At 65.7% G+C, this 8,027-nt stretch carries 9 protein-coding genes; 2 read left to right on the forward strand and 7 right to left on the reverse strand.

What is annotated here, in order from left to right; all coding sequences use genetic code 11:
* From EDC25_RS12510 to petA, 4 genes are all read right to left on the reverse strand, one after another.
* Complete coding sequence (locus tag EDC25_RS12510; protein ID WP_123520788.1) at window positions 1-639, reverse strand: glutathione S-transferase N-terminal domain-containing protein; 639 nt, start codon at window positions 637-639, stop codon at window positions 1-3.
* Window positions 640-767: 128 nt separating this feature from the next.
* Window positions 768-1,526: a cytochrome c1 gene (locus EDC25_RS12515; RefSeq protein ID WP_240639562.1), complete on the reverse strand. Its 759-nt coding sequence runs from the start codon at window positions 1,524-1,526 to the stop codon at window positions 768-770.
* Complete coding sequence (locus tag EDC25_RS12520) at window positions 1,519-2,790, reverse strand: cytochrome b (protein WP_123520781.1); 1,272 nt, start codon at window positions 2,788-2,790, stop codon at window positions 1,519-1,521. Before EDC25_RS12520 ends, EDC25_RS12515 begins: the two co-directional genes overlap by 8 nt.
* The gene (petA, locus tag EDC25_RS12525; RefSeq protein ID WP_123520780.1) at window positions 2,790-3,389 is read right to left on the reverse strand and encodes a ubiquinol-cytochrome c reductase iron-sulfur subunit; all 600 of its coding nucleotides are present in this window, start codon (window positions 3,387-3,389) and stop codon (window positions 2,790-2,792) included. The genes EDC25_RS12520 and petA overlap by 1 nt, the downstream gene beginning before the upstream one ends.
* 179 nt (window positions 3,390-3,568) lie before the next feature.
* Between petA and EDC25_RS12530 the strand changes: the two genes are divergently transcribed.
* The gene (locus tag EDC25_RS12530; RefSeq protein WP_240639561.1) at window positions 3,569-4,675 is read left to right on the forward strand and encodes a S1C family serine protease; all 1,107 of its coding nucleotides are present in this window, start codon (window positions 3,569-3,571) and stop codon (window positions 4,673-4,675) included.
* A gap of 267 nt (window positions 4,676-4,942) precedes the next feature.
* Window positions 4,943-6,298 (forward strand): magnesium transporter, encoded by a 1,356-nt coding sequence (gene mgtE / locus EDC25_RS12535; protein WP_132577559.1) that lies wholly within the window; start codon window positions 4,943-4,945, stop codon window positions 6,296-6,298.
* A gap of 18 nt (window positions 6,299-6,316) precedes the next feature.
* Here mgtE and EDC25_RS12540 read toward each other — a convergent pair whose 3' ends face one another.
* From EDC25_RS12540 to EDC25_RS12550, 3 genes are all read right to left on the reverse strand, one after another.
* The gene (locus EDC25_RS12540; RefSeq protein ID WP_123520777.1) at window positions 6,317-6,637 is read right to left on the reverse strand and encodes a ubiquitin family protein; all 321 of its coding nucleotides are present in this window, start codon (window positions 6,635-6,637) and stop codon (window positions 6,317-6,319) included.
* A gap of 223 nt (window positions 6,638-6,860) precedes the next feature.
* Complete coding sequence (locus tag EDC25_RS12545; protein WP_243695121.1) at window positions 6,861-7,334, reverse strand: VOC family protein; 474 nt, start codon at window positions 7,332-7,334, stop codon at window positions 6,861-6,863.
* Between the two features lie 195 nt (window positions 7,335-7,529).
* Window positions 7,530-8,027: IS630 family transposase (locus tag EDC25_RS12550; protein ID WP_132577560.1), on the reverse strand; the 498-nt coding region annotated here is incomplete at its 5' end.

Raw genomic sequence — 8,027 nt, forward strand, 5'->3', positions numbered from 1 at the left:
TCAGCCGGTCGGCAGTTCGCGCATCTGGCGCTCGTCGGGCGTCAGGCTGCGTGCAAAACCGGGATTGCGGAAGATGCGCTCGCCATAATCGAGGATGGCCTGGCCTTCGCGGCCCAGGTTCAGCCCCAGCGCCGGCAGGCGCCACACCAGCGGCGCAAGCAGGCAGTCGGCGATGCTCATTTCGTTGTTGAGGAAGAACTTCGCGGCCTTGAATACCGGCGCGCTGGACAGCATGGCTTCGCGCAGGTGCTTGCGCGCCTTGTCGGCGGTGGCCTTGTTGCCGGACTGGATTTCCTCGACCAGCGGCAGCCATTCCCACTCGACGCGACGCTCGGCCATGCGCAGGCGCGCACGCGAGTTCGGATCGACGGGCATCAGCGGCGGATGCGGGTAGCGTTCGTCGAGGTAGTCGCAGATGACGTCGACGTCGTGCAGCACCAGGTCGCGATCGACGAGTGTCGGAACGGACTGGTAGGGATTCAGATCGATGAGGTCTTCCGGCGGCTTCGCCGGGTCGACGAGGATCAGGTCGTAGCTCACGCCCTTCGCTGCCAGCACGAGCCGCACCTGGTGGGAACGCAGGCAGGCCTTGCCGGAATACAAGGTCAGTACATTTCGGGAACGGGCGGTGCTCGCCATCATCGACCCTCCTTGCTCGATCAATCCTTGCGCTGAAGTCGAGCCACCGGCGCCTTGTTGGCGCCGGGGCGAACGGTTGCCTAGCTTAGGGCCGAGGCCCTGCCCAGGGAAAGCCCGGTCACGACGCGTCAATGCACGTCCTTCCAGTACTCCTGCTTGAGCAGCCAGGCGATCAGGGTGAACAGTGCAAGGTAGAGCAGCACCCACACGCCGATGGCCTGGCGCTGGAGGATTGCCGGCTCGGCCGCGTATTCGAGGAAGGTGACGAGGTCGCGCACGGCGGCATCGTACTCGGCCGGGCTGAGCAGGCCGGGCGTGGTCAGCTCGAGGCTTTCCACCGCCGGGCTCGCGCCGGCTTCCTTGGCTTCACCGTAATGCGCCGACTGGCTGCCCTGCAGCTCCCACAGCACGTGCGGCATGCTGGCGTTGGCGAGGATGGTGTTGTTCCACCCGGTCGCCGACGTCGGGTCGACGTAGAACGACTTCAGGTAGTTGTACACCCAGTCCACGCCCCGCGACCGCGCGCTCAGCGACAGGTCCGGCGGCGCCTTGCCGAAGAAGGCCGCGCCATCCTTCGGCGTCATGGCGGCGTTGATGGTCTCACCGAACTTCGCGGTGTCGGAGAACGCGAGATTCTCCATCACCTGTTCCTCGGTGAGGCCCAGGTCCTCGGCCATGCGCGAATAGCGCAGGTACTTCAGCGAATGGCAGCCCGCACAGTAGTTCATGTACATGGCGGCGCCACGCTGCAACATGGCCTTGTTGGCGACCTGCGTATTGGCTGGCGCCAGGCCTTCATGGCCACCCGCGGCGGACACCGAGGCGCTGACCACCAGGCCGAACAGGAGGGACGTGAAACGGCGCATCGGGAAACGTGCCTTAGTCATGCGTGGTCACCCTATCCGGCACCGGCTTGCTCTTCTCGAAGCCGAAGTGCGTATAGACGAACAGGAATACGAAATAACCGAAGTACAGGACGGTCAGCAGGCGACCGATCTGCGTCTCGACGGGGTCGGTACCCGGGCCGCCGCCGATCTTGCCCAGCCAGACGAAGCTCAGCGCGAAGATGCCGAGCGCGACCTTGAAGGCGGTTCCACGGTAGCGCCAGGACTTGACCGGGCTGCGGTCCAGCCAGGGCAACAGGAACAGCAGTGCGATCGCCGAGAACATCACGATCACGCCCAGCAGCTTGTCCGGCACAACGCGGAGCATCGCGTAGTACGGCGTGAAGTACCACACCGGCACGATGTGCTCCGGCGTCACCAGCGGGTCGTAGGGGACGAAGTTGTCCTTCTCCAGGAACAGGCCACCGAAGGTCGGTTCGAAGAAGATGATGAAGGCGGCGAACATCAGGAAGAAGCCGACGCCCAGCAGGTCCTTGACCGTGTAGTACGGATGGAACGGAATGCCGTCGGCCGGCGCCTCCGGCGACCAGCGGTTGCCCTTCGGACCCTTCTTGATCTCGACGCCATCCGGGTTGTTGGAGCCGACCTGGTGCAGTGCGCCCAGGTGCAGCACGACCAGCAGCAGCAGCACCAGCGGCAGCGCGATGACGTGCAGCGCGAAGAAGCGGTTCAGCGTCGCATCCGAGATCAGGTAGTCACCTCGGATGAACTCGACCAGGCCTTCGCCGATGCCGGGAATGGCACCGAACAGCGAGATGATCACCTGCGCGCCCCAGCCGGACATCTGCCCCCACGGCAGCACGTAGCCCATGAAGGCTTCGGCCATCAGCGCCAGGTAGATGAACATGCCGATGACCCACAGCAGCTCGCGCGGCTTCTTGTAGGAGCCGTACATCAGGCCGCGGAACATGTGCAGGTACACCACGATGAAGAACATCGAGGCGCCGACCGCGTGCATGTAGCGGATCTGCCAGCCCCAGGGCACATCACGCATGATGTACTCGACGCTGTTGAACGCCTCCGCGGCGCTCGGCTTGAAGTGCATCGTCAGCCAGATGCCGGTGACGATCTGGTTCACCAGCACCAGCAGCGCCAGCGAACCGAAGTAGTACCAGAAGTTGAAATTCTTCGGGGCGTAGTACTCGGATGTATGCGCCTTCATGAAACTGAAGACGGGCAGACGTTCCTCGATCCAGCCGACCAGGCCCTTCTGCGGCGCGCCGTTGGGATTCGGATAACCGGCCATCACGCAGCTCCTTCTGGATCAACGCCGATCTCGATCAGCGTGTCGGACAGGAAGCGATGCGGCGGAACCTGCAGGTTCGTCGGCGCCGGCACACCCGAATAGACGCGACCGGCCAGGTCGAAGCGCGACTTGTGGCAGGGGCAGAAGAAACCGCCCTTCCATTCCGGATCGAACGGCTGCGGGGTCAGCTCCGGCACGAAGGTCGGCGAGCAGCCCAGGTGGGTGCAGATGCCGACATAGATGCCGATTTCCGGACGCTGGGCGCGGAATTCGTTGGCGGCATAGGCGGGCTGCTGGCTGGTGTTCTCCGAGGCCGGGTCGCGCAGGTGGCTGGCCAGCGTCGGCAGTGCGCTGAGCATTTCCGGCGAACGGCGATAGACCCACACCGGGAGGCCACGCCAGCTCTCGATCATCAGCTGGCCCGGGGCCAGCTTGCTGATGTCGACACGGACCGGCGCACCCGCAGCCTGCGCCCTGGCGCTGGGCTGCCAGGACTTGATAAAGGGCACGGCCAGAAAGGCCGCCCCGACTCCACCTACCACGGCCGTGGTCGCCGTCAGGAACCGTCGCCGGCCCTGATTCACATTGTGTTCCGCCATTGCTGCTCCAACGTGGCTACTGGGCGAAAGGGTGTCCCCTGAATCGTGCTAGTGTAACCAAAGCCGTCGCGGGGAGACAGAGTTTCGGGACACCAGGTGGCGTGCCCGATCCTGGTGCCACGCTCGTCCTCCACCGTCCCGAGTGCCTCTTCCACTTGAACCGCGTGCTCCGCAGTGTCTTGTTTCTGTTGCAGTTCGTCGTGGTCGGACTGGCGGCAGCGTTCGTCCTCACGCAACTTTTCCCGGCACGCGGAACGGCGCCGAATGGCGCGCAGAACAGCCCGGTCGCCCCGACCGGTCCCGCCTCCTATGCCACGGCGGTGCGGGCGGCGACCCCGGCGGTGGTCAATATCTATGCGAACAGCATCGTCACCGAGCGCCCGCTGGTGGTACCGGAGAACATGCGCCACCTGTTCCCGGGCGCCTTCGGCCTCGGCGCGCCCCGCCAGCGCATCAACCAGAGCCTGGGCTCCGGGGTCATCGTCAGCCCGGACGGCCATGTCCTGACCACCTACCACGTGGTCGCGCAGGCCAGCGACATCCAGGTCGCCCTGCACGACGGCCGCGTCACCCGCGCCCAGGTCATCGGCAGCGACCGCGACACCGACCTGGCCGTCCTCAAGATCGAGGGCAGCCAGCTGCCGTCGGCCCAGTTCGCCGAGCCGGGCACGCTGCAGGTCGGCGACGTGGTGCTGGCGATCGGCAACCCGTTCGGCATCGGCCAGCGCGTCACCATGGGCATCGTCAGCGCGATCGGCAACGACCACCTCAACCTGCTGACCTACGACGACTTCATCCAGACCGACGCGGCGATCAACGACGGCAACTCCGGCGGCGCCCTGGTGAACGCCAATGGCCAGCTGGTCGGGATCAATACCGCGGTGTTCCGCTTCGGCGAGGGCATCGGTTTCGCCATCCCGGCCCAGGCGGCGCGCGCCGTGCTCGACCAGATCCTCGCCCAGGGCTACGTCACCCGTGGCTGGCTGGGCCTGGACTACCGCGATCCGCCGACGCCCACCGCCAGCGAGGATGGCGCGCAGAGCACCGCCCCGCGAGGCGTCCAGGTCACCAGCGTCTATCGCGACTTCCCGGGCGCCGAAGCCGGGCTGGCGCCGGGTGACGTGCTGCTGCATCTGGATGGCCAGGCCCTCGACGGCCAGAACGTGCTGCGCCAGCTCGAAGCGGCCCTGGTGCCCGGCTCGAGCGCACGCGTCGACGGCCTGCGCGCCGGCGTGCCCTTCACCGTCAACATCGAAGTGGTGCAGCGGCCTTCGCGTGGCAACTGAGGGCTGCTTGTCGAAGCGGCGGCCGGCTGAGTACACTTGCCGCCGTTTTCGCCGCCGCAGAGGCCCGCTTTGGACAGTAGCGACTCGTGTCGAACGAACGCCTGGTCCGTGCGGGCCCTGATGCGCTGAGCGCCTCCTCCGCACGACCCGGCCTCCGTCCGCTCGACTGAACCCGCCACCTGTGGCCCCGCCACACGGTGATGGCGTGTCGCCTGTCCTCGCCTGCCCCGGCGACCTGCCAGTGGTCGCGTCGCGAGGAACCGCGTCATGGACGATATCCGCAACCTGCTTGAAGACCTGCAAGGCCTGATCGAGGCCGACGACCGGCAAGGCCTCGCCGCGCTGCTGGAACCGCTGCGCGTGCAGGACGTCGCCGAGCTGTTCAGCGAGCTCGACAGCGACGCGCCGTTCGACGTCCTGTTCGGCCTGCTCGACCACAACCGCCAGGTCCGCACGTTCGCGTACATCGACCTCAACCTGCAGCCGCAGATCCTCGCCGCCTTCAGTCCGGAACGCCGTCGGGCCATCGTCGGCGAACTGGACAGCGACGACCGCGCCGCGCTGATCGACGAACTGGAGCCGCCGCAGGCCGAGGAACTGATCGCCAACCTGCCGGCCGAGGAACGCGAAGACACCCGCGAGCTGCTTGCCTACGACGAATCCAGCGTCGGCCGTTTGATGAACACCGACTTCGTGTCGGTGCGCCCGTACTGGACCATCGCCGAAGCGCTGGACCACATCCGTGCCGCCAACGAGAACGGCGAGTCGGTCAACCGCATCTACGTCACGCAGCTGGAAGGCAAACTGCTCGACAACCTGCCGCTGCGCGCCTTCATCCTCGGCAAGCTCGACGAGCCGGTGCGCACGCTGATGCGACGCGAGGCGATCTCCGTGCGCCCCGAGGAACACCGCGAGGAAGCGGTGCGCCTGATCCAGCATTACGACCTCGAAGCACTGCCGGTGGTGGACGAGGATGGCGTGCTGCTCGGCACCGTCACCGTCGACGACGTCATGGACGTCGCCGAAGAGGAAACGACCGAGGACTTCCATCGCCTGGCCTCGGTCGGCGCGGTCGAACTGAGCATGCGCGACGCCAGCGTCTTCTATCTGTTCCGCAAGCGCGTGCCCTGGCTGGTGATGCTGGTGTTCGCCAACATCTTCAGCGGCGCTGCGCTTGCGCATTACGAGAGCACGATTTCGTCGGCCATCGTGCTGCTGTTCTTCCTGCCGCTGTTGATCGGTTCGGCCGGCAACGCCGGCTCGCAATCCTCGACGCTGATGGTGCGCGCGCTGGCGACCGGCGACGTGTCGATGCGTGACTGGTTCAGCCTGCTGCTCAAGGAATTCGGTGTCGCGCTGGCGCTGGGCATCGCGCTCGGACTGGCTGTTGCCGGCCTCGGCGTGCTGCGCGGCGGCGTCGCCATCGGCATTACCGTTGCGCTGACCATGGTCGTCGCCGTCATGGCCGGCAGCCTGATCGGCATGAGCCTGCCGTTCGCGTTCTCGAAGCTGAAGCTGGACCCGGCCACGGCCAGCACGCCGCTGATCACCTGCATCGCCGACATCAGCGGCATCGTCATCTACTTCGGCATCGCCAGCCTGGTCCTGGACCTGCCCGGATAACGCCGGCCGGATCCCGCCCTAATCCCAGGGCCCGGTGCCGATCTGGCACAGCACGTCCATGCCCCCGGCGCTGGTGTAGTTGACGATCAGGCCGCCCAGGCAGCGCACGTCGAAATCGCGGCCATCCTGGATGATCGACAGGCTGATATCGGCGACGCCCTCGTGCTCGGCGACTTCGGCGTAGACGTTGATGGTTTCGCCATTGGGCAGGTCGACAGCCACTTCCCGGTCACCGACCGTACAAAGGCCGGATTCCTCGTCGCGGGTCAGCGGCAACAGCACCGACTGCATCGATTCGTCGCGGAAGAACAGCCTGAGGTGATCGGGCAACGTGGACATCCCTGCTTCTCCTGATACGGGCGGTGTGTGATGCAGACGCCGGCCCGCCCTGCCGGCCGGAAGGAGGGCGACCGCGATGGGCTGCCTGCGCCGGCTTCCAGCCAGCACAATCCCGGCGCCTGGTCGGCATGCATTCTAGGACCATGGACGCTACATCGACCTGCGTGATTCCCGGTCGCCTGTTGGACCTGGGCCGGCCCGCTCCCGCCCGGCGCGCAAGCGGTCAGCGCGGGCGATCCCCGGATGCGTTGCCCGGCGACGGTTCCCACAACTCGATGGGATTGCCTTCGGGATCATGGATGCGCGCAAAACGTCCGACTTCCGAGTCCCATTCGTCCGGCCGGGTCTCCACGGCGATGCCGGCGGCCTGCAGCTGCGCGATCATCGCGTCCAGATCGTCGACGCGGAAATTGATCATCCATTGCTGTTCCGGCCGACCGAAATAGTCGGTGTCTGCCTTGAATGGATGGAACACCGTAGGGCCGGCGCGCTGCTCCCAGACCGCCTCGACGATATCGATGCCGAGGTGTTGTGTGTACCACGCCACAAGCGCTTGCGGGCTGTGGGCGCGGAAGAAGAACCCACCGATTCCAGTGACTTTGTGCATGCCGGCGCCTTGCCTCGCTGTCCAGCGGCCCACCATAACGCTGGCCTCTGCCCATCGCCAGCCGAACTTCCCTGACCACAACCCCGCCACTTCGGCAAACGTTGGGCGCCAGCCAGGACAACATAAGAAACATGCAGTGATTCACTCATTTACGGATGAGCCAATTTGGCAATTCCCTGTCGTCTTTGGACCCGGCACGCACACAGCCCCTCTCCCACACATAGCAATCGTGTTGGACGCCCACGCCCGCCGATGAAATGTAGCGGCCGCCGGGGCCATTACTGATCAGTCAGAAATATAGGCGACACTTGGATGCCCGAAGAACGAGCGCACCAGGTCGGGCCGGAGCTTGATGTCGGACAGTTGCGCATGGACCCGATCGGCCAGCTTCTCGCCACTACGCAGCGGGCTTCGCGCGACCCCGGTTCGCTTGGTGTAGCTCCAGACAAGCTCGTCCGGATTCAAGTCCGGCGCGTAGCCGGGAAGGAAGTGCAGCGTCAGCTTGCCCTTCAGGCTGTCAACGTAATCACGCACATCGCGTGCCTTGTGCGCAGGCAGACCATCAAGCACCAGATGGACCGGCCGACGACGACCTTTCATCATCTGCCGCAGCAACTCCACGAACTTCCCACCGTTCAAGCCGCCGCTGTAGACAGCAAACCAGAATCCGCCCTTGCTGTTCACCGCCGAAGCCGCGCTGATGCTCTGGCGCTGACCGGGAACCGGGACCACCGGGGTGACACCTTTGACGCCCCAGGTTCGGCCCTGCACCGCATCGGCGCG

Origin of the sequence: Pseudofulvimonas gallinarii (assembly GCF_004343305.1) — a bacterium.
GTDB lineage: Bacteria > Pseudomonadota > Gammaproteobacteria > Xanthomonadales > UBA2363 > Pseudofulvimonas > Pseudofulvimonas gallinarii.

What these genes read in the sequence shown, in the direction of transcription:
- EDC25_RS12520 (WP_123520781.1), bottom strand. Translation starts at nt 2,790, where the DNA reads ATGGCCGGTTATCCGAATCCCAACGGCGCGCCGCAGAAGGGCCTGGTC.
- EDC25_RS12510 (WP_123520788.1), bottom strand. Translation starts at nt 639, where the DNA reads ATGGCGAGCACCGCCCGTTCCCGAAATGTACTGACCTTGTATTCCGGC.
- mgtE (WP_132577559.1), top strand. Translation starts at nt 4,943, where the DNA reads ATGGACGATATCCGCAACCTGCTTGAAGACCTGCAAGGCCTGATCGAG.
- petA (WP_123520780.1), bottom strand. Translation starts at nt 3,389, where the DNA reads ATGGCGGAACACAATGTGAATCAGGGCCGGCGACGGTTCCTGACGGCG.
- EDC25_RS12540 (WP_123520777.1), bottom strand. Translation starts at nt 6,637, where the DNA reads ATGTCCACGTTGCCCGATCACCTCAGGCTGTTCTTCCGCGACGAATCG.
- EDC25_RS12515 (WP_240639562.1), bottom strand. Translation starts at nt 1,526, where the DNA reads ATGACTAAGGCACGTTTCCCGATGCGCCGTTTCACGTCCCTCCTGTTC.